We start from the raw sequence: 19,683 nt of genomic DNA, 5'->3' as shown, positions 1-19,683 counted from the left end.
CGTGGGATACCATGAATTTTATTCTTTACTCCGACGTCAACGACAGCTCCATCAGCCAGAGTCTCGGCCGTCCCGAGTACAGTTACTACTTCGTGCTCAAGGCGTATCGCCCTGTACTCGAAAGCCTTGGGCGAGTGCATGTGGTGTCCTCCACCGCCGAGGTCGATCCGCTCTACAAACAATTATTGGCCGCCGGCGAAGACAGTCTGTTCCTGTCGTTTACGCCGCCGCAGAAAACCCCGAACGACCTTGAGTGCCCGACGATCTGCGTGGTGACCTGGGAGTTTGATTCGATTCCCGATGAACAATGGGATAACGACCCGCGCCAGGACTGGACGCAAATGCTGGCGCGGCAGGGCCGGGTGATCACACTCTCCAGCCATACCGCCCGGGCGATTCGTCGGGCCATGGGCGAAGACTTTCCGGTGTTGGTGTTGCCGACGCCGTTGTGGGAAAACTTCGCCGACATTCGTAGTCGCCACACCAGCGTCCCGATCAGCACCGGCTCGACCCTGGACATCAAGGGTTGCATCTTCGATACGCGCACCCTCGGGCTGAGCGCCGATGCACTGATTCCCGTCGTGCCGAGCGCCGAGGAACTGGCGGCGCTCGAGGCTGAACTGGAGGCATTGAAGCCACCGCCGCTGACGCTCAAGCGCCGCTTGGTGATTGCTCGCCATTACCTGCATATGTGGCGCCTGGACAAAGGTAAATCGCTGCCGGTCCCGGTTCATCGCACGCATTTTCTAAGCCAGTGGTACTGGGAAGGGATTCGCGACTTGTTGTCGCAAACCGCCCATGAACGTCTCGCTGACTGGTGTCCGGCCATCGCCGGCCCGCAGACGATTGCAGTACCCGAGCCAGACCCGCGACAGTGGCCGGACACCACCGCCCAGGTCGAAACACAGGTTGACGGTGTGGTGTACGTCACCGTGTTCAACCCGCGTGACGGTCGCAAAAACTGGCATCAGCTGATCACCGCATTCTGCTGGGCGTTCCGCGAAACGCCTGACGCGACACTGGTGCTGAAAATTACCCAAAGCGATCTGTCGTCCTACCATGACGAACTGATGACGTTGCTCGCGCAGCTTTCGCCGTTCGCCTGTCGGGTGGTGGTCATGCACGGCTACCTGGACGACCCGCAATACGCCCGTCTGTACGAAGCCGCCAGTTACTATGTCAATGCCTCGCGCTGCGAAGGGCTGTGCCTGCCGCTGATGGAGTTCATGGCCAGCGGTAAACCGGTAATTGCCCCGGATCACACGGCCATGGAGGACTACATCGATGAGCGTGTGGCGTTTGTGGTCACGTCCAGCGAAGAGCTGACCATCTGGCCACAGGACACTCGCATCATCTACCGCACCCTGCGTTACCGGCCGGATTGGGGTTCGCTGAAAACCGCTTACGAAAACAGCTACCGTCTGGCCAAGGAACAACCGCTGGAGTATCAGCGCATGTCCCTGGCCGCCGTCGAACGCATGCGTGATTACTGCGCATTCGCCCCGGTGCACAAACGCATGGCGGATTTTTTCGGGCTGGCGCCACAGGCTTTGCCGACAGCAACCGTGACGGATACCGCCTCATGCTGATCATCATTCATTCGGAAACCAACCAGCACACCATTGCCCGGAACCTTGGCCGCTCGGAGTACAGCTATTACTTCGTGCTCAAGGAGTACCGACCCGTGCTGGAGCGGCTGGGGCGAGTGGTAGAAGTCAGCGACCCGCAGACCGAAGTCGATGCCTTGTACCTGGACTGTTTATCCCGTGGCGAAGCGTGCGTGTTCCTGTCGTTTTCACCACCTCATCGCACGCCGGTCAATTTCACCTGCCCGACGCTGCCGGTGTTCGCGTGGGAATTCAGCACTATCCCCAACGAACCCTTTGCCGGTGATCCGCTCAATGACTGGCGCACGGTATTGCAGGCAGCGGGTGCGGCGATTACACATTCCAGCTACACCGTGAATGCGGTGCGCGAGGCGATGGGCGCCGACTATCCGGTCATCGCGGTACCGGCCCCGGTATGGGACCGGTTTTCCGAGCGCGGCGCCCACTTGCAACGCCAGCCCCTGGCCAGTCAGGTGCGGTTGACGCTCAAGGGGTTGCTGGCCGACAGCCGCAAACTCGACTTGCGTGCCTTCGGCCCCGTGGCCACTCGCGAAGGTGCGGGTATTGATTTCGAGGCCCCGCCGAGTGAGCACGAGTTGGTCCTCGACGGCGTGATTTATACCTCGGTGTTCAACCCCGGTGACGGGCGCAAGAACTGGGAAGACATGCTCAGTGCCTTTTGCGTGACGTTTCGCGAGGTGGACGACGCAACGCTGGTGCTCAAGTTGACGCACCACGATGCCGAGCAAGCGCTGACCGACATCCTTCACCACTTGTACAAAAACCAGTCTTACCGCTGCCGGGTCGTATTGATTTACGGCTATCTGGCTGACGCGGACTATGAGCAGCTGGTGCAAGCCACAAGTTATGTGGTCAACACATCCTATGGCGAAGGCCAATGTCTTCCGCTGATGGAGTTCATGTCCTGTGGCAAACCGGCGGTGGCGCCACGGACCACGGCGATGATCGATTATCTGGATGCCGATAATGCATTCCTGATTGACTCCACCGATGAGCTGACGGCCTGGCCACATGACCCGCGCAGGGCGTTTCGTACCTTGCGCTACGTCACCAATTGGGCGTCGTTGTGCAGGGCTTACCAATCAAGCTATGACGTGGCCAAGGGTGATCCCGGGCGTTATGCACAGATGTCCGTGCACGCAGTGGCCAGCCTCAGGAAGTTCTGCAGCCAGGCCACAGCCGAGCAGCGGCTTGGCGTATTTTTTGAGCGTTTGTTCGAAAACCGTGTCGTGGAAACCCCTGAGGCATGATTCGCGCATTGGTCAGACGTTTCTTTCCAGAGACGAAACCCGAGCCCCGGCCCGCGCCGTCGCCGGTCGAGCAATCCCGTGTGTCGCCAAGAGACGTGGGCTTGCACGATGCAATGCATGACGGCTGGTTTTGCGGCGACAGCGGCGAATTGCTCAAGGGGTTTGCCATTACCGCCGACGACACCTTGCTGGATGTCGGCTGCGGCGAAGGGGTGGCGACCTTGTTCGCGGTCCGCCAGGGCGCTTCGGTGATTTTCACCGACAGTGAACACGACAAGGTCCGCGAGCTTGCCCGGCAAGTGGCGGCGCAATCGGACAAACCGAACCTGGGGCTGGTCAGTAACAGTTTACCGCTGCCATTGGCCGACGGGTGCGCCAGCAAAGTCGTGTGCATGGAAGTGCTGGAACACATTGATCAGCCAGAGCCCTTCATGGCCGAACTGGTGCGCATGGGCCGCCCCGGCGCGCTGTACCTGCTGAGCGTGCCGTCCCCGGTGGGCGAGCATCTGCAGAAAGGCATCGCCCCGGCCAGCTATTTTCAATCGCCCAATCACGTGCAGATTTTCAGCCCCGAGCGATTCGCCGCGCTGGTGGAAGACGCGGACCTGGTCATCGAGCATCGCCAGGCCACCGGGTTTTTCTGGGTCATGGGCATGATTTTTTTCTGGGCCAGCGAGCGGGCTGCCGGGCGTGAATTGGGTGGCGCGGTTCGCGACCGGATTCAGGCACCGTATCCGCCGCTGATGGAGAGCTGGGCGAAAACCTGGCAGGACTTGCTGGCCCAGCCTGACGGGTTGGCGATCAAGCAGATGCTGGACCGGTTCATGCCCAAGAGCCAGGTGATCATTGCCCGCAAACCCCATGTCCAGGAGGGCGCATGAGCAACGAAAAACGGATCATGGACATCGAGTTGCTGCGCGGCATTGCGGTGCTTGGCGTGCTGTTTCATCACCTGCAGGACAGCCTGTTCGCGGCGGCCGTGCCGTTGCTGCAGGCCATCACGCTGTACAGCCAGCCGTGGTGGGGCGTGGATCTGTTTTTCGCGATCTCGGGTTTCGTCATTGCCCGCAGCCTGATTCCGGCCTTGCGCCGCTGCACAACTCGCCAGGAATACTGGCAACAGACGCGCAATTTCTGGTTGCGCCGGGCCTTTCGTTTGCTGCCGTCGGCCTGGCTGTGGCTGGCACTGATGTTGTTGGCGTGTCTTTTTCTCAACCGCTCCGGCGCGTTCGGCACCCTGCACGCGAACCTTCAGGCGACCCTGGCCGGCGTCGCGCAATACGCCAATTTCCGCTTTGCCGACAGTTTTTATCATTACGAATATGGCACCAGTTTCGTCTACTGGAGCCTGTCGCTGGAGGAGCAGTTCTATCTGCTGTTTCCGCTGATGATCGTGCTGTTGCGCAAGCACCTGGTGTGGGCGTTGCTGGCGCTGGTGGCGGTGCAATTGTTGACCCTGCGCACGCCGATCCTGATGGTGGTGCGAACCGACGCGCTGGCCCTTGGCGTGCTGTTGGCGATGTGGAGTACGCAACCGTCGTACCTGCGCTGGGAGCCAAAATTCCTGCGTCGTCCATGGGCGGGTGTTGCCGCACTGATCGCGGTATCGCTGCTGCTCAGCTTCATGGCAACGGATCGTTTCACCTTCACGTCTTACCGGATCGGCGTGATTGCGCTGTTGTGTGCGCTGCTGGTCTGGATCGCTTCTTACAACCGAGATTACCTGTTGCCGCGCGGAGTGTTCAAAAACCTGATGACGTGGGTCGGCAGCCGTTCCTACGGGATTTACCTGATCCACATCCCGGCCTACTTGCTGGTTCGTGAGTTCATTTTCCGTTTACAGGCTGCCGGGCTGCCCAGTCCGGCTGGCCATCCGATACTGATGTTGCTGATGGCTGGCGGCCTGATCGTGCTGCTGAGCGAACTCAACTATCGCTTCATTGAAATGCCCCTGCGCAACCGCGGCGCCTTGCTGGTCAAACGCCTGGGCACCTCCCGAACAGCCATCCCATCCTCTGGAGCCACCTCATGCTGAGCCTTTTGAAGAAACTCACGGCGGGCACGCCCGCGCCTGTGCAGGCAGAGACACCGCCCGCGGCGCCAGTGGCGGAGAAAGTCGACCCCTACATGCTCGGTCTGCACGACGCGATGCTCAGCGGCTGGTTCAATCAGCAGACCGGCGAACTGTTCACCGGCTTCCCGGTGACCCCCGAGGACACGCTGCTGGATGTCGGCTGCGGCGACGGCGGCAACGTGCATTTCTGCGGGATGCGCGGGGCGAAGATCATCATCGCCGATATCGACGCGGCCAAGGTCGAGGCGACACGTCAGCGCCTGGGCGATACACCGGCCCGCGACGTCGAATGCCATGTCACCGACTGCAACCCGCTGCCGATTGCCGATGGGACGGCCACCCGGGTGGTGTCGACCGAAGTCATCGAGCACGTGGACGATCCGGCCCAATTCCTCGCTGAACTGGTGCGTGTGGGCAAACCGGGCGCGTTGTATCTGCTGAGCGTCCCGCACCCCAGCTCCGAAGACCTGCAGAAAGATATCGCGGCGGCCGAGTATTTCCAGAAGCCCAACCACATCCGCATCATCAGCGAAGAACAGTTCAAGGCCATGGTCAGCGATGCGGGCCTGGAAGTGATCAGCCACAGCCAGTACGGATTCTACTGGTCGATGTGGATGCTGTTGTTCTGGGAAGCCAAGGTCGATTTCAGCAACCCGGACCATCCCTTGCTCAACCACTGGGCGGACACCTGGCAGGCGATCCTGGCTTCGCCACGGGGTACGCAGATCAAGCAGGCGCTGGATGCGGTGGTGGCGAAAAGCCAGGTGATCATTGCGCGTAAGCCCTGATCGGCATTAGGGCTACCCACATGCTCATGCATGATCCAGCGTCGCAGACAGGTTCGGCGATCGGGTACTGATGCCCATGAAGCGCCGCACGCGTTCCCCTTCGGCATCGCATCGTATGGTTTGCGGTGCGGCATCCAATTGGATGTTACCGTTTTCCATGAATACGACCCGGTCGGATATCGACATGGCAAAGTCCATTTCGTGGGTCACGATCAGCATGGTCATGCCTTCTTTGGCCAGGTCGCGGATCACGTTCAGCACGTCGTTGACCAGTTCCGGGTCGAGGGCCGAGGTCGGCTCATCGAACAGCATGATCTGCGGCTCCATCGCCAGGGCTCGAGCGATCGCCACGCGCTGTTGCTGCCCGCCGGAGAGCTGGTGCGGGTACTTGTGGGCATGGGCCAGCAAGCCGACCTTGTCCAGTAGCGCGTAGGCACGATGTTCACTCAGCTCGCCCGGCTGACCGTGGTAACGGGGCGCCAGGGTGACGTTGTCGAGAATGGTGCGGTGCGGGAACAGGTTGAAGCTCTGGAACACCATGCCGATGTGCCGCACGCCTTTGCGCAGGCGGGCGCCGTTGGGTTTGTCCGACGCTTCGATGAATTTTTCGCCGAACAACAGAATGTCGCCGGTATCGATGGTTTCCAGGCCGTTGACCGTGCGGATCAGAGACGTTTTGCCGGAGCCGGATGGCCCGATGATCGAGACCACCTGGCCGTATTCGACATTCAGGTCGATACCCATCAGTACCTGGTGGGTGCCATAGCTCTTCTGGATGTTCTTCAGTTGCAGGATGGGCGTCGCGTTATTGCCAGCGGCTTTGCGCGCAATGTCGGGCAAGGCTTCGGCGCTGGCCTTGAAACTGGCGATGGTGGCCGCGTCGAGTGTGTGCGGCTTGCGGAAGTTCAGGTCCAGGTAGCGCTCCAGTCGCTGCAGGAAATAGCCGAACACGGTGACGATCAACACGTAATAGACGCCTACCGCGGCCAGGGTTTCCATGACCAGGAAGTTGGTGGCATAGAGGCGTTGGCCGACGGTGAGGATTTCGGTCAGGGAGATGACCGAGACCAGCGAGGTCAGCTTGACCACCGTGATGTATTCATTAATCAGCGTGGGCAACGAAATACGGAAGGCCTGGGGGATCACGATCAGGCGTTGCATGCCGAACAGGCCGACACCCAGAGCGCGCCCGGCCTCCTTCTGGCCCTTGGCCACGGAGATCAGGCCGCCACGATGGATTTCCGCCATGTACGCCGCTTCCGTAACCACCAGGGCCAGCAACCCTGCGTAGAAGGGGTTGGACAGAATCGGTCCGCTACCGGGAAACAATTGCGGCAGGTTGTAGACGAAGACCACCAGCACCAGCAACGGGATGCTGCGGAAGAACCAGATGTAGACCGCTGCGGGAATGCGCAGCAAGGGCGATTGGGACAGCTTGGCCGAGGCCAGGACAAAACCCAGCAGCATGCCGATGAACCAGGCCAAAGCACTGAGCTGGACCACCGTGACGCAGGCCTTCCAGAAGTCCGGCAGGGAGAACAGGGATAAGAAATACGACCAATCGAATTGCATGGGGCACCTCGATCTGCCGCCCCGGTGCAGGGGAGGCAGATGACCAGACTACAAGGACAGGTTCTTAGTTGGCAGTCGGTTCTTCCAGGCCATATTTCTGGAGAATTGCCGCGTATTCACCGCTCTTTTTGCTCTCCTCGAAGGCCTTTTGCACGGCCTGGAAAGTTTCGTCGTTACCTTTCTTGACGAAGATGCCCAGGGTTTGCTGATAAATCGGATGCTCGGTGGTGATCACGACCCGGCCGTTGGTCTTTTCTGCGATCATTTTTGCCGCGCCAGCGATTTCGACCTGGGCCTGGATGTTTTTGGACAGCAGGGCCTGCGTCACTTCGGGCGCCGAAGGGTACTCGCTGACGGTGATCGCGCCTTTGTTGTTCGGCACGCAGTAATCATCGGAGAGCTTCTTGAATTCCTTGACCCAGGTGGTGCCCTGTTCCAGGCCAAGTTTCAGACCGCACAGGTCTTCAGGCTTTTTCGCATTGATCTCGCTGCCCTTGGGCACCATGACCGCGGCGCCGGTATTGGCATAGGCGATGGTCTGGGCCTGGGTCTGGCGCTCCGGTGTGATGTACATGCCGGAAATGATCGCGTCGTACTTGCCGGAGTTCAGGCCCAGGATCAGGCTCGGGAACTTGGTATCGACGAACTCCACCTTGGCGTTCATGTGTTTGGCCAGTGACGTTGCCAGCTCGGGGTCCGAACCCACTACGTTTTTGTCCTTGTCATAGGACTCGAAGGGCGGGTAGGTGATCTCCATGCCGACCTTTAACGTGTCTGCCGCGGCCATGCTCACCGAGGCACCGAACATACCGGCTGCCAATACAGCCAGGCTCAAAAGGTTTTTCTTGTTGTTTTTCATGATGTGCTGACTCCGGCGTAGGTAGGGGTTTAGCTGAAAACTTCAATCAGGACGGTTGAGCCTGATTTTTCAAATGTCCGAAACTGGCGGGCTTGCGTGCCTTGCCTGGCAGTTGAACGTCCCCGTTGGCCACCCTCTGGCGCAGATACTGATAAGTCTGCAGCGCTTGGCCATACATGTGTTCGCCGATGGTGATTTCTTCGTAGTCGTTGCCTGCCTGGGCGAACCCGGGCAGCGGCTTGATCTGGGTGTGGTAGTCGCAGGCATAAAACAGCGGGAAGGAGTAACGCTCCTCCTTCACGCTGCGCACCCGGTGCGCGGTGGCAACGAAAGCGCCTGCCGTCATCACTTCCAGCATGTCGCCGATGTTGACGACAAAGGCATCGGCCATCGGTGGTGCATCGATCCAATGGCCACGATCGTTCATCACCTCAAGGCCCGGTTTGTCGGCCAAAAGGATGGTGAAGCACTCGTAGTCAGTATGGGCGCCAAGACCCGGTGCGTCATGGGCTGCACCGTCGAAGGGATAGTGGATCAGACGCAGCTTGGACGGCGGACGGGTCACCAGGCTGTCGAAATAGTTTTCTTCCAGGCCCAGGGTCAGGGCGAAGCCGCCGAACAGGCGCCGGCCCAAGGCGAAGATGGCTTCATAGTAGGCCTGCACCGAGGCCTTGAAACCTTGCAGCTGCGGCCAGTCGTTGGGCCCCAGCAACGGGGTGTTGGCCAGCACCAGCGGGTCATCGGCCGGGACTTCGAAGCCGACGTCGAAGGCTTCCTTGTGGTCCGGCTTGCCCTTGGAGTAGACCTCCTCGCCTTCGGGCACAAAGCCCTTGTGGGTTTGCGAGGTGCCGATGTAGTGGCGCATCTTGGTGTCGATGGGCTGGTCGAAAAAGTCCTTGGCAGCCTTGCGCAGGTTGGCGATCAGTTGCGGGTCGATACCGTGATCGGTGATGTAGAGAAACCCGACCTCGCTGGCGGCGCGCCCCAATTGTTCGGCGACGGCCAGGCGGTGTTCCAGTTCAAAGCTGAACAGACCGGCGATGTTGACCACCGGGATGCTATTGAAGTTGGCTTTGTGTGTGTCAGTGCTTGCGCTGTTGTTTTTGTTGTCAGGCATGACGCATCGGCTCCCTAAGGATGGCTTGAATGGCTGAAACGGTCGAAGTGTTCACGCTCGGTCTGGCCCATCCACACGTTCAATGACCACAGGTCGGCGACCGGGACATTGGTGAAGGGCAAATGATGCAGGTAGCCGTCTGCGCCGAATTCCGGGGTCAGGGTGCTGACCTGGTAACCGCGGGTTTGCTGCGAGCGCCAGATGCTTTCCCAGTGCTGTTGATGGAAGGCCAGTTCCCTTGCATATTCCGGAGCCGCCGGGTGCGGAACCTGCGGTCCCTGGTCATAACCGACCCGGGCCTGGATATGGTGAACCCGCTCGATGAAAGCGCTCAGGTCATCGGCCGGGTCATTCAACAGGCGCTCGCAGGTCACGACCCAATGGCTGATGTCACTGGTGAACAACAGCTCGGGCAGTTGCCGGATCAACTCCAGGGTCACCCAGGGGTTGAACAGCGAACGTGAGCGGTGGGTTTCAAAGCTGCAGACCTGGCCGTGCTTGCGCGCCAGATCCAGCGCCAGGCCAAAAAACTCCACTTGCTGTGGCAAGGACCAGCGGTCATTGCCCGCCAGCACGTTGACGAAGCGTGGACCGAGTTCGGCAGCCCAGGCGAGTTTCTGGTCGAGGTCATCAAGGTGAGCGGCAGGCGTTGCCGACTGGTCCGGCAGCACGTCGTACGCGGTGAAGACCGTGCTGATATAGCCCAGGCGATTGGCCTGCAGAAAAGCGCCAAACTCGGCCCGTTCACGGGCGTCCAGTGGCAGGCGTGCTTCCATGCCATCGAAGCCCGCGTGCAGCAACTCCTCGAGCGCCTGAGCCTTGGTGGCGGTATAGCCCCACAGCGTGCGGAAAATTTCCAGCTTCATCGGTGATCCTCAAAAATCCCAGGGCCTGCTGCAAAAGCACTTCGACGGCGCCAGGCTGCCAAGCGCCTGGTTCGTTGTGGAGTCGATGTTAGGCACAGGCCGGGCACTGAAAGAATCTGAAAGTTCAAATGAATACTTCAGACTTTCGTTAACAAATAGCTTGCTATTTATAGTGCTGGCCAAGAGGGATTTTAAGGGCGAGAACGTGTCTGCGTTGGCTATTAGCGAGAGATGCCATTGTTACGGCATCATTTTGAAGAGTCCCAAGCGACACCGGGGCGACGAAGTTCCAGGCTACTTGTCATTCCTGGCATGCGCTACCTTCGCTCGAATGCCATCAAGATATTGGGACTTAAGCTCTGTCGTTAACGGCCCAAGAATGGGGTTTGCCTTGAACCGGGCCAACAGATGCTCAATCACCCGATCCACCTTGGCGTAGGCAGCAGTGACGCTTGAAGGTACCAGCGGATCAAACTGAATCCCTTCCATCTCGATATCGAGTCGCTTCAAGACGGGTTGTGCATCCAGGATCTGATGGCGTATTTCATCCACTGAACATTGCATTGTCGACCTCCTTGTAATGCCATAAGTACAGACACGCCTATCGTAACTGCATCTCGGATGACGCAGTCAGGGTATGGCAGTTGCTGTCTTAAAAATGAAACAAAATTGTCGCGTAGAAATATTACTGAAATGTTTCAATCCTATGATCGAGGGAGATCTTTTTTCAGGTTACCTCCCACATGCGTCGAGTTGTGTTCAATCAAAAAGGAGGCGTTGGCAAATCAAGCATCGCCTGCAATCTCGCGGCTGTCAGTGCTGCCGAAGGCTACAGGACGCTGCTGGTGGATCTCGATCCTCAGGCTAACTCGACTCAATGCCTGACAGGGCTGACAGGCGATGATATCCCCATGGGGATTGCCGATTTCTTCAAGCAAACCTTATCCAGCGGCCCGGCCAGCAAAAAGAATCGGGTGGCCATCACTGATACTCGCTACGACAATCTGCATCTGGTTACGGCCAGTCGGGAGCTTGCCGATCTGCAGTCAAAGCTTGAGTCAAAATTCAAGATCAATAAGCTGCGCCGCTTGTTGGTGGAGCTTTCCGAGGATTACGAGCGCATTTATATCGATACGCCGCCGTCCCTGAATTTCTATACCTTCAGCGCACTGATCGCCGCCGACCGCGTGCTGATTCCATTTGATTGCGACAGCTTTTCCCGTCAGGCGCTTTATAACGTCATCGCGCAAGTGGCCGAGTTGCAGGCTGACCATCATGAGTCGTTGATCGTGGAAGGTGTGGTGATCAACCAGTTTGTGGCGCGTGCCAGCGTGCACCAGACGCTGATCGACGAGTTGTTGGCCGAAGGCTTGCCCGTGTTGCCGGATTATTTGAGTAGCACGGTCAAAATGCGTGAGTCCCATGAAGCGTCGGTGCCCATGATCCATCTGGCGCCACGCCATAAGCTTTCATTGGAATTCGTCAGCCTGTTTTCCGCTTTGGAAAGAGCCGGTTGATCCGTGCGCTGAACATAAAATTGCAATCGAAATGCCAGTACGATGACTCGCGCGCAATCGCTAGCTCCAGCTTCGAATCAACACCTGTTTTCCTGGCTGTCCTTGGGACGGCCATTTTTTTTGCCAGAGATTTTTGGACGCCGCATTTTCAGTTTTTGCATTTAGTCCTCGGCTTGTCGAAGTTCACAGGTGAATACTCCGCCCACAGTGACTGAGTTGAGTCGTAGATTTGTGGGCGACGCTGAACCTGTGGGAGCGAGCCTGCTCGCGAAGAACGATGACACGGTCCACCTGACGGAACACAAGCGCCCTACGGCACTTGCCATAGCCCTGACGTTAACGTAAAGATTGCTCCAGGGCGCCGACGTATCAAGGCGCAGGGCTGATGACCCGGAGCGCTTGATGACGCCAATAAAAACAAACTCCCCCAAACTGCATCGCGAAGCCCGGCTGGCCCGGGAGAAGCTGCACCTGGAAGGTGAAGTGCCGGATGGCGTCCTGCGAGCGGAAATCGATGCCTCGTGGCGGCGCAGCCTGAGCCATGGCGTGCATTTCAATGCCAAGCATGAGCTGGCGCTGGAATCGAGTGCCAGCCTCGACGTGTTGCTGGCCAGCAATCGCTTGCTGATCGACGCCGCGCTGCCGGCCATCGATTACCTGGCCGAGCGTCAGGGCAAGGAAGGGCTGATCATCCTCGCCAACTCCGACGCCACCATCCTCGCCGTCGAAGGTCGCGCCGACCGCCTCAAGGGTAGTGGTCTGCAGGACATCACCCTCGGTGCGTGCTGGAGCGAAGCGGTTCGCGGCACCAACGCCCTCGGCACGGCACTGGTGGAAGCCCGGCCGACCCTGATCGATTGCGGCGAACATTATCTGGATCGCCTCAGTGATTTTTCCTGCACGTCGGTGCCGATCCATTGCCCCCAAGGCGACATTCTTGGTGTCCTCGACCTGACCCGCGAAGGTCCCCTCGGCCGCGCCCACGACAGCACCGCGCTGCTGGCCATGGCCGTCAGCCAGATCGAAAGCCGGGTGTTCAACGCCAGCTATCCGGACGAAATCGTCCTGGCCTTCCACAGCCGCAGGCAATACCTGGAATCCCCGTGGCAAGGCTTGCTGGCGGTGAGCCTGGGCGGGCAGATCCTCGCAGTCAGCGCCCAGGCCTGCCAGTTGCTCCACGCCGAGCGTTCGGCCCTGGTCGGTCGACGCTGCGAAGAGTTTCTCGGCGTCGACGGCCTGCAGTTGTTGGCGCGTCTGCATCAGGGCGGGGCCGGCAGCCTGCAAACCGCCAAGGGTGAATTCTTCTACAAGACCCTGCGCGCGCCGCAACGCTCCATCAACGTCAGCAGCCCACCGCGCACAGCAGCGAAACCGGCCAAGGCGCAACCGGATCTGGAAGCGCTGGCCGGCAGCAATACGCGCTACGCCCGTGCCTTGCGCATGGCCCGTCAAGGCCTGGCCAATGAGTTGCCGGTCTTGCTGCTGGGTGAAACAGGCACCGGTAAGGAGGTCATCGCCCGCGCCCTGCACATGGCCGGAAGCCGCTGCGACAAACCCTTCGTGGCGGTGAACTGCGCGGCCATTCCCGAAGGCCTGATCGAGTCCGAACTGTTCGGCTACCGCGAGGGTGCATTCACCGGTTCACGCCGGGGCGGCATGGTCGGGCGCTTGCAGCAGGCCCATGGCGGCACACTGTTCCTCGATGAAATCGGCGACATGCCACTGGCCTTGCAGGCCCGACTCTTGCGGGTGTTGCAGGATCGCAAGGTCGCGCCCCTGGGCGCTGGCGAAGAGCAGGACATCGACGTCGCGCTGATCTGCGCCACCCACCGCGACCTCAAGCGTCTGGTGGAGGAAAAACACTTTCGCGAGGACCTGTTCTACCGGGTCAATGGCATCAGTGTGATGCTCCCGGCCCTGCGCGAACGCGAAGATTTCGGCGCGCTGGTGAGTCGCATGCTGACGATACTGGGCGCCCCCACCGTGGTCCTGCACGACGATTTCGATCGCTTGCTCAGTGGCTATCACTGGCCCGGCAACATCCGCCAACTGGAGATGGTCCTGCGCACCGCGCTGGCCATGCGCGAACCGGGTGACACCGTGCTGACCCTCGATCACTTGCCCGACAGCATGCTCGACGAGTTGACCGCCAGCGAACGGCCCCAGGCCGGCAGCATCCGGGAAAACGAACTGGAGCTGATCCGTCAGTCCCTGGACACGCATCAGGGCAATGTCTCGGCCGCCGCCGATGCTCTGGGTATCAGCCGCGCGACCCTGTATCGCAAGCTCAAACAGTTGCGTTCGTGATGCAGCGTTTTATCGTTCGGCTGATCGACAGCCAGAACCCCGAGGCCCTGCAAGCGTCACTGCGCTGGCTGTACGGCTTTGTGCGACCGCATCGACTGGCGATTGCCGGGCTGCTGGGCCTGTCGGTCTGCGCCTCGGCGCTGGTACTGGTGCAGCCGTGGCTGACCAAACTACTGATCGACGATGGCCTGTTGGCGCGCAACTTCCCGATGCTGGTGTTGATCGCCGGTCTGATGATCGTGGCCGGGTTACTGGGCACGGCGCTCTCGGGGATCAACCGCTACCTGCACACGCGACTGTCCGGGCGCATGCTGTTTGCCCTGCGCGATGACTTGTACCGGCATTTGCAAACCCTGTCGCCGGGCTTTTACGGCCAGCGGCGCATCGGCGACCTGATGTCGCGCCTTGATGGCGACGTCGCGGAAATCCAGCGGTTTGCCGTGGACTCGCTGTTCTCGGCCGTGTCGAGCGTGATCGGCCTGGTGGTTGCCATCGCGATGCTGTTGACGCTGTCATGGAAACTCTCGCTGCTGGCCCTGGTGCTGATTCCCCTTGATGTCCTCTGGCTGCGCTGGATGCGGCGTAAGGTCGAGCGCGATGTGCGGCAGTTGCGCGAGCGTTCGGCGGACATGTCGTCGTTCATGGTAGAAACATTGCCGGTGATGAAATTCATCCAGTCCGCTGGCCAGCAACAGCGCGAAGCGCGGCGCCTCGAGACGCTGGGGCAGGGCTACATGAGCCAGTTGCTGCGCCTGCAGGTCACCGAGTTTTTCACCCAGGCCGTGCCCGGCACGCTGACCTCGCTGTCCCGGGCCTGCGCATTCTTGATCGGCGGTTACTGGGTGGTGCAGGGCACCTGGCAACTCGGCGCGCTGATTGCGTTTTCCACTTACCTGGGGATGGCCGTGGGGCCGGTGCAGAGTTTGCTCGGGCTCTACGTCGCGATCCAGCGGATGACCGTCAGCCTCGGCCGGGTCATGGAGTTGCGCGGCGAACAACCGACCGTACTGACGCCCGTCACGCCACGTCCGATGCCCAATGGCGGCGATCTCTGGTTCGACAACGTGCACTTCGCCCATCCCGGCCGCCAATCGACCCTGCGCGGCATCGAGGCGCGGATCCCCTACGGTATGAAAGTGGCTCTCAGCGGCGGCTCGGGCGTGGGTAAATCCACCCTGATCGACCTGCTGCAACGTCATCACGATCCGCAGTCGGGCCGGGTACTGCTGGGCGATGTCGATCTGCGTGAACTGGATCTGTTCCAGCTGCGTCGACGCATCGCCATCGTCAGCCAGGACATCGTGCTGTTTCGCGGCAGCCTCGCCGACAACCTGGCCTACGCGGTGCCGGACGCCAGCCGCGAGGCGATTGGCGAAGTGGCGCGGCTGGCGCAACTCGACAGCCTGATCGAGTTGTTGCCCGAAGGCCTCGACAGCCCATTGGGCGAGCGGGGCCAGCAGTTGTCCGGCGGGCAGAAGCAACGCATCGCGATTGCCCGGGCGCTGTTGCAGGACCCATTGATTCTGGTGCTCGATGAAGCCACTTCTGCGGTGGATGAAGCCACCGAGCGCGAAGTCATCGACGCCATCGACCGCTTGTTCGCCGGGCGTACGCGCATCCTGATCAGCCATCGCCCTTCAACCCTGGCCGATGCCGATCTGCGCTTCGAACTGCTCGACGGCGTGCTGACTTCCAAAGCGGTGCTGCATGAAACCTGAGTTGCGCATGGGTGTGGTGGACAGCGGCCACTCGGCAGCACAACGGGTGCAGGTGATCGCGGGTCGGCGCTTTTCATTACTTGAAGACGGCCTGGCCGAGGGCGACTTGCGCGACGACCCGCTGGGGCATGGCAGCGCGGTGATCGAGGCGATCGGCCGGCGTGCACCTTCGGCGCTGTTTTGCGTGGCCCAGGTGTTCGACCAGCGGGGTGTCACCAGCGCCTTGCAGATCGCTACGGCGATCGACTGGCTGCTGACGCAGAACGTGCGACTGATCAATCTGAGCCTTGGCCTGCGCCAGGATCGCAGCCTGCTGCGCGCGGCCTGCGCGGCGGCGGTGGCGCGGGGCGTGCTGCTGTGTGCGTCGAGTCCGGCCCAGGGGGAAGGGGTGTTTCCGGCGAACTATCCGCAGGTGCTGCGGGTGACCGGTGATGCGCGGTGTGCCGAGCAGGAATGGTCGTGGCTCAACAGCGCCCAGGCAGATTTCGCTGCGTGTGTGCATGGCACTTACCCGGGGCAATCCGGGGCGAGCCTCGGTTGTGCCGCCTTGAGCGGACACATCGCCGGGTTCCTCGCCGAACAGCCCGGCGCCAGCAATGAGCAAGTCATCGAGTGGTTGCGCGAGCATGCCCGTTACCGCGGCCCTGAACGGCGCTTCGGGCCATGACTGACATCGTCATTCTTGGCGCCGGACCGGCGGGGGCGGCGGTGGCACTGGGGCTACGGCGGCTGGGCCATGGCGTCACGCTGATCAGCGAATGGCGCCGGTTTGCCGCGCTCGAAGGGGTGTCGGTGCGGGTTCTGGAGGCCTTGCGCAGCGCGGGCCTGCATCAGGCGTTGACGGAGGCGGCGCTGCCTTCTCAGCGCCAGGTGAGCTGGAACGGCCAGCACCATGCGCAGAACATCGAATACTTGCTCGACCGTCCGGTGTTTGACCGAGGCCTGCGTGAGGATTTGCGTCTGGCGGGGGTCGAGCTGATCGAAGGCCGGGTGCTGACGGTTCAGTCATCGGCCAATGGTCATCGAATTGAAATCGACGGCCGCGGACCGTTGTTCACTCCGTTTCTGGTGGAAGCCCGCGGACGTCAGGCACCCGCTATCGGCAAAGGCTTGCGTGGGCCCGAGACGGTCAGCTTGCTCAATCGCTGGCAAGGTGGGCCTGGCGACACCGCCAGCGCCGTGGAAAGCCTTGAGGACGGCTGGGCATGGATGGCGCGGTGCGCCGACGGCCAGTGTTACTGGCAATGGACGGTGGACGTGACCAGCGCCGGGTTGCCGGGCAAGGCGCAATTGCTCGATTACTGCCGACAGCGCCGCCAGGGTTCGAAGCTGGCCGCCGATTTTTTTGCTGGTGAAGCGCAAGGTGATCTACAACTGCACGCCCGCAGCAGTACGGCGATTCTGAGCCCGCAGGTGTGTGGCGAAAACTGGATTCGGGTCGGCGATGCGGCCATGGCGGTGGACCCGTTGTCGGGCAACGGCATCTTTCAGTCCTTGTCTTCGGCGTTGCAGGCGCCGGCGGTGATCAACACGCTGCTGTGCAAACCCGAACGGGCGGCTTTGGCCCAGCGTTTTCACCAGCAACGGGTGGAGCAATTGTTTTTGCGGTTTGCGCGGATCGGCCGGGATTTTTATGCCGATGAGCAACGCTGGCCGGATCAGCCGTTCTGGCAGGCACGACGGAACTGGCCGGACGCCGAGGTGGCCCATGCCGAGGCGGATTTCAATGCGCTGAGGATCGAGCGGGCGCCGGTGTTGCGTGATGGGCTGGTCGATGAGGCCGAGGTGGTGATCACGGCGGATCAGCCGTTGGGGATCTGGCATGTGCAGGGGGTTGAGGTGGCGGCGTTGGTGCGGCGGTTGCGCAGTGAACCGGCTGAGCAGGTGTTGGCCGGCTTAACCACTGAACAGGGAAGAATGGTCAGGAGTTGGTTATTGGCTCAGGGATTCAAACCCTGAGTTCTGGGTTGCCGGGGCGGGCCTCATCGCGAGCAAGCTCGCTCCTACAGTGGTTTTGTGTTGAATACAAATCCCCTGTAGGAGCGAGCCTGCTCGCGATGGTGCCCGTGAGGGCGCCGCCGAATCAGAGTTTGATCAACACCGACTTCAACTCAGTGTAATGTTCGATCGCCGCATACCCCATCTCACGCCCGACCCCGGACATCTTGTAGCCGCCGAACGGCAGCGCCGGGTCCAGGGCGCTGTGGCAGTTGACCCACACCGAGCCTGACTTGATGCGCGGAATCATCCGGTGTACCGCCGCCAGGTCATTGGACCAGATACTCGCGCCCAATCCATACGGACTGTCATTGGCCATGCGCAGCGCATCGGTCTCATCATCGAACGGAATCGCCACCAGCACCGGCCCGAAAATTTCTTCCTGCACCAGTGAATGCTTCTGATCGACATCGACAATCACCGTCGGCTTGACGAAGAACCCCGGGCCGAACTGTTCACCGCCGCAGGCGATGGTCGCGCCGCTTTCCCGGCCCTTTTCGATGTAGCCGTAGACGCGCTCTTGCTGGCGCGCCGAGATCAAGGGTCCCATGTCGACGCTCGGGTCCAGGCCGTTGCCCAGTTTCATGGCGTTGGCGATGTCGCTGATGTCCGCCACCACATTGTCGAAGTGCTTGCGCTGCACATACAACCGCGAGCCTGCGCAGCAGACCTGGCCCTGGTTGAAGAAAATCGCGCTGGCGGCCCCCACTGCGGCGGTTTTCAGGTCGGCGTCAGCCATGACGATGGTCGGCGATTTGCCGCCCAGCTCCAGGGTGACCCGGGTCATGGAATCCATGGCGATCTTGCCGATCTGCTTGCCCACGGCGGTGGAGCCGGTGAAGGTCAGCTTGTCCACCCGCGGGTTGTGGGTCAGGGCCGAGCCGGCGGTGATGCCGGTACCGGTGACCACGTTGAACACGCCTTCGGGATAACCGGCCTCCAGCACCAGTTCGGCGAGTTTCAGTGCGGTCAGCGGGGTTTCGTCGGCGGGTTTGAGCACCACCGTGCAACCGGTGGCCAGGGCCGGACCGAGTTTCCAGCAGGCCAGCAACAGCGGGAAGTTCCAGGCAACGATGGCGCCGACCACGCCCACCGCTTCGCGTCGGATGAAACTGTGGAACTGGTCGTTGGGCATCAGCGGTGCCGACACGTCAACCGTAGAACCTTCGATCTTGGTCGCCCAACCGGCCATGTAGCGCAGGAAATCGATGGACAGTTGCACGTCCATCACTTGGGCGACCGCCGCGCTTTTACCGTTGTTCAGGCATTCCAGTTGCGCCAGCAGCTCGGCGTCGCGCTGCATCAGGTCGGCGAGTTTCCACAGCAGGTTCTGCCGCTCCCGGGGGCGGGTGCGGGTCCAGGCCGAATCGTCGAACGCCTGGCGGGCGGCGAGCACCGCGCGGTCGACATCCTCCGGCGTTGCCCGTGGCACCACGCACAGCTCTTCTCCAGTGGCCGGGTTGTGCAGGGGCATGGTCTGGCCGTCGGCGGCCTCGACCCAGTCACCGCCGATGAGCATGCGCGGGGCACGCTGGATGAATGCCGAAGTGGCGGGAAGCAGGTTTGGGAGCGACATTGGCGAGGCCTCTTGTTGTTCGTGAGAACCGGGCTTTCGCAATGGCTGTGCCAGTTATGTTTTTTCGGCCAAAAGGCCCGATCCTGTGGGGCGACAGATATTTTCCGGGTGACCGTGAGATCGATAAACGTCGCAATTTGCGACGACGTGAGACGTCCCGAACACAATACCCTGTAGGAGCGAGCCTGCTCGCGATGGACTAAAGAGCACTGCATTTAGCCGGTAAGCACGCGTAATCGTTAACGACCATCGCGAGCAGGCTCGCTCCTACAGAAAGCTATGCTTGTCTCAGGGTGAAACAGTTGTCGCGAAATTAAACGTGGAACACCGACGACACGATTGGCAAAACACCGGCCTCTATCGGCAAGTCATTGATTCATAGAATTATTCATAAGCTGGCACGCTCCGTGTAT

16 protein-coding genes are annotated in these 19,683 nt (G+C 60.8%); 10 read left to right on the top strand and 6 right to left on the bottom strand.

From position 1 onward, the window contains the following. Positions 1-11 precede the first annotated feature (11 nt). The 5 genes from AC3ITA_RS19985 to AC3ITA_RS19965 are packed head-to-tail and all read left to right on the top strand — an operon-like array spanning position 12 to position 5,740. On the top strand, positions 12-1,589 hold the full coding sequence (locus AC3ITA_RS19985; protein WP_489278277.1) for a glycosyltransferase: 1,578 nt from the start codon (positions 12-14) through the stop codon (positions 1,587-1,589). Beyond that, positions 1,583-2,878 carry a glycosyltransferase gene (locus AC3ITA_RS19980; RefSeq protein WP_489278276.1) on the top strand — a complete coding sequence of 432 codons (1,296 nt, stop codon included), beginning with the start codon at positions 1,583-1,585 and terminating at the stop codon, positions 2,876-2,878. The genes AC3ITA_RS19985 and AC3ITA_RS19980 overlap by 7 nt, the downstream gene beginning before the upstream one ends. Further along, positions 2,875-3,759, top strand: coding sequence for a class I SAM-dependent methyltransferase (locus AC3ITA_RS19975; protein WP_489278275.1), 885 nt, complete (start codon positions 2,875-2,877; stop codon positions 3,757-3,759). The genes AC3ITA_RS19980 and AC3ITA_RS19975 overlap by 4 nt, the downstream gene beginning before the upstream one ends. Next, positions 3,756-4,913, top strand: a complete 1,158-nt coding sequence (locus AC3ITA_RS19970) for an acyltransferase family protein (RefSeq protein WP_150674041.1) — start codon at positions 3,756-3,758, stop codon at positions 4,911-4,913. Before AC3ITA_RS19975 ends, AC3ITA_RS19970 begins: the two co-directional genes overlap by 4 nt. Beyond that, positions 4,907-5,740: a class I SAM-dependent methyltransferase gene (locus tag AC3ITA_RS19965; RefSeq protein ID WP_095942501.1), complete on the top strand. Its 834-nt coding sequence runs from the start codon at positions 4,907-4,909 to the stop codon at positions 5,738-5,740. The genes AC3ITA_RS19970 and AC3ITA_RS19965 overlap by 7 nt, the downstream gene beginning before the upstream one ends. Before the next feature lie 24 nt (positions 5,741-5,764). Here AC3ITA_RS19965 and AC3ITA_RS19960 read toward each other — a convergent pair whose 3' ends face one another. The 5 genes from AC3ITA_RS19960 to AC3ITA_RS19940 form a co-directional block, all read right to left on the bottom strand. Then, on the bottom strand, positions 5,765-7,312 hold the full coding sequence (locus AC3ITA_RS19960) for an amino acid ABC transporter permease/ATP-binding protein (RefSeq protein ID WP_095942502.1): 1,548 nt from the start codon (positions 7,310-7,312) through the stop codon (positions 5,765-5,767). A gap of 64 nt (positions 7,313-7,376) precedes the next feature. Next, positions 7,377-8,171, bottom strand: a complete 795-nt coding sequence (locus tag AC3ITA_RS19955) for an ABC transporter substrate-binding protein (RefSeq protein ID WP_414928167.1) — start codon at positions 8,169-8,171, stop codon at positions 7,377-7,379. A gap of 46 nt (positions 8,172-8,217) precedes the next feature. Continuing rightward, entirely contained in the window at positions 8,218-9,288 is a 1,071-nt protein-coding gene (locus AC3ITA_RS19950) for an isopenicillin N synthase family dioxygenase (RefSeq protein ID WP_489278274.1), read from the bottom strand. A gap of 14 nt (positions 9,289-9,302) precedes the next feature. Then, positions 9,303-10,154 (bottom strand): sugar phosphate isomerase/epimerase family protein, encoded by an 852-nt coding sequence (locus AC3ITA_RS19945; protein WP_489278273.1) that lies wholly within the window; start codon positions 10,152-10,154, stop codon positions 9,303-9,305. Positions 10,155-10,448: 294 nt separating this feature from the next. Then, a complete protein-coding gene (locus AC3ITA_RS19940) occupies positions 10,449-10,718 on the bottom strand; it encodes a hypothetical protein (RefSeq protein WP_095942506.1) in 270 nt (89 codons plus the stop codon). A 179-nt stretch (positions 10,719-10,897) separates the two neighbouring features. Here AC3ITA_RS19940 and AC3ITA_RS19935 point away from each other — a divergent pair, with 179 nt between their 5' ends. The 5 genes from AC3ITA_RS19935 (at position 10,898) to qhpG (ending at position 17,655) form a co-directional block, all read left to right on the top strand. Continuing rightward, positions 10,898-11,671, top strand: coding sequence for a ParA family protein (locus AC3ITA_RS19935; RefSeq protein ID WP_489278272.1), 774 nt, complete (start codon positions 10,898-10,900; stop codon positions 11,669-11,671). 402 nt (positions 11,672-12,073) lie between these two features. Then, on the top strand, positions 12,074-13,978 hold the full coding sequence (locus AC3ITA_RS19930) for a sigma-54-dependent Fis family transcriptional regulator (protein ID WP_095942509.1): 1,905 nt from the start codon (positions 12,074-12,076) through the stop codon (positions 13,976-13,978). Beyond that, positions 13,978-15,696: an ABC transporter ATP-binding protein gene (locus AC3ITA_RS19925; RefSeq protein ID WP_150674038.1), complete on the top strand. Its 1,719-nt coding sequence runs from the start codon at positions 13,978-13,980 to the stop codon at positions 15,694-15,696. The genes AC3ITA_RS19930 and AC3ITA_RS19925 overlap by 1 nt, the downstream gene beginning before the upstream one ends. Next, entirely contained in the window at positions 15,686-16,363 is a 678-nt protein-coding gene (gene qhpE / locus AC3ITA_RS19920) for a subtilisin-like serine protease QhpE (protein WP_489278271.1), read from the top strand. The genes AC3ITA_RS19925 and qhpE overlap by 11 nt, the downstream gene beginning before the upstream one ends. Continuing rightward, on the top strand, positions 16,360-17,655 hold the full coding sequence (gene qhpG, locus AC3ITA_RS19915) for a flavin-dependent monooxygenase QhpG (RefSeq protein WP_489278270.1): 1,296 nt from the start codon (positions 16,360-16,362) through the stop codon (positions 17,653-17,655). The genes qhpE and qhpG overlap by 4 nt, the downstream gene beginning before the upstream one ends. 124 nt (positions 17,656-17,779) lie before the next feature. Here the strand turns inward: qhpG and AC3ITA_RS19910 are convergent, their stop codons facing one another. Next, complete coding sequence (locus AC3ITA_RS19910) at positions 17,780-19,270, bottom strand: aldehyde dehydrogenase family protein (RefSeq protein ID WP_095942513.1); 1,491 nt, start codon at positions 19,268-19,270, stop codon at positions 17,780-17,782. Positions 19,271-19,683: the final 413 nt, after the last annotated feature.

The organism is Pseudomonas sp. GL_090 (assembly GCF_057837765.1).
The sequence above is the reverse complement of the archived record's forward strand: the minus strand, read 5'-3'. Positions and strand labels throughout refer to the sequence as shown.

What these genes read in the sequence shown, in the direction of transcription:
- AC3ITA_RS19985 (WP_489278277.1), top strand. Translation starts at nt 12, where the DNA reads ATGAATTTTATTCTTTACTCCGACGTCAACGACAGCTCCATCAGCCAG.
- AC3ITA_RS19980 (WP_489278276.1), top strand. Translation starts at nt 1,583, where the DNA reads ATGCTGATCATCATTCATTCGGAAACCAACCAGCACACCATTGCCCGG.
- AC3ITA_RS19975 (WP_489278275.1), top strand. Translation starts at nt 2,875, where the DNA reads ATGATTCGCGCATTGGTCAGACGTTTCTTTCCAGAGACGAAACCCGAG.
- AC3ITA_RS19970 (WP_150674041.1), top strand. Translation starts at nt 3,756, where the DNA reads ATGAGCAACGAAAAACGGATCATGGACATCGAGTTGCTGCGCGGCATT.
- AC3ITA_RS19965 (WP_095942501.1), top strand. Translation starts at nt 4,907, where the DNA reads ATGCTGAGCCTTTTGAAGAAACTCACGGCGGGCACGCCCGCGCCTGTG.
- AC3ITA_RS19960 (WP_095942502.1), bottom strand. Translation starts at nt 7,312, where the DNA reads ATGCAATTCGATTGGTCGTATTTCTTATCCCTGTTCTCCCTGCCGGAC.
- AC3ITA_RS19955 (WP_414928167.1), bottom strand. Translation starts at nt 8,171, where the DNA reads ATGAAAAACAACAAGAAAAACCTTTTGAGCCTGGCTGTATTGGCAGCC.
- AC3ITA_RS19950 (WP_489278274.1), bottom strand. Translation starts at nt 9,288, where the DNA reads ATGCCTGACAACAAAAACAACAGCGCAAGCACTGACACACACAAAGCC.
- AC3ITA_RS19945 (WP_489278273.1), bottom strand. Translation starts at nt 10,154, where the DNA reads ATGAAGCTGGAAATTTTCCGCACGCTGTGGGGCTATACCGCCACCAAG.
- AC3ITA_RS19940 (WP_095942506.1), bottom strand. Translation starts at nt 10,718, where the DNA reads ATGCAATGTTCAGTGGATGAAATACGCCATCAGATCCTGGATGCACAA.
- AC3ITA_RS19935 (WP_489278272.1), top strand. Translation starts at nt 10,898, where the DNA reads ATGCGTCGAGTTGTGTTCAATCAAAAAGGAGGCGTTGGCAAATCAAGC.
- AC3ITA_RS19930 (WP_095942509.1), top strand. Translation starts at nt 12,074, where the DNA reads ATGACGCCAATAAAAACAAACTCCCCCAAACTGCATCGCGAAGCCCGG.
- AC3ITA_RS19925 (WP_150674038.1), top strand. Translation starts at nt 13,978, where the DNA reads ATGCAGCGTTTTATCGTTCGGCTGATCGACAGCCAGAACCCCGAGGCC.
- qhpE (WP_489278271.1), top strand. Translation starts at nt 15,686, where the DNA reads ATGAAACCTGAGTTGCGCATGGGTGTGGTGGACAGCGGCCACTCGGCA.
- qhpG (WP_489278270.1), top strand. Translation starts at nt 16,360, where the DNA reads ATGACTGACATCGTCATTCTTGGCGCCGGACCGGCGGGGGCGGCGGTG.
- AC3ITA_RS19910 (WP_095942513.1), bottom strand. Translation starts at nt 19,270, where the DNA reads ATGTCGCTCCCAAACCTGCTTCCCGCCACTTCGGCATTCATCCAGCGT.